Source organism: Janthinobacterium sp. FT14W, from assembly GCF_009208755.1.
GTDB lineage: Bacteria > Pseudomonadota > Gammaproteobacteria > Burkholderiales > Burkholderiaceae_D > Janthinobacterium > Janthinobacterium violaceinigrum.
The window spans coordinates 1-282 of sequence record NZ_WFLL01000157.1; the positions used below are offsets into that span (position 1 = coordinate 1).

The window sequence follows — 282 nt, forward strand, 5'->3', positions numbered from 1 at the left end:
GGCTGGCATTGATGAAACCGCCGCCATCGACGCTCACGCCGGCCGGGTTGGCGATGACGACTTCGGCCCGCTGCCCCGCCACCTCGACATAGCCGCGCAGCTGGCTGGGGTTGGCCGAGTTGACTTCATTCAAGATCACGCGCGCGCTGCCGCCCGCCAGCCATGGATTGCCCTGCACCCAGCCGCCCGTCTGCGTCTGCACGTTGCCGCGGCTGTTGTTGAGGATGGCGCCATTCGCCGTCACGTCGAACTGGCTGTAGGTATTGCGCGACACGCCTGCCG

General features: G+C 67.4%; 1 protein-coding gene. It reads right to left on the reverse strand.

Annotated features, from left to right (window positions below):
* Window positions 1–282, reverse strand: a 282-nt coding sequence (locus GCN74_RS28415) for a filamentous hemagglutinin N-terminal domain-containing protein (protein ID WP_152259716.1), incomplete at both ends; no start/stop codon positions are given.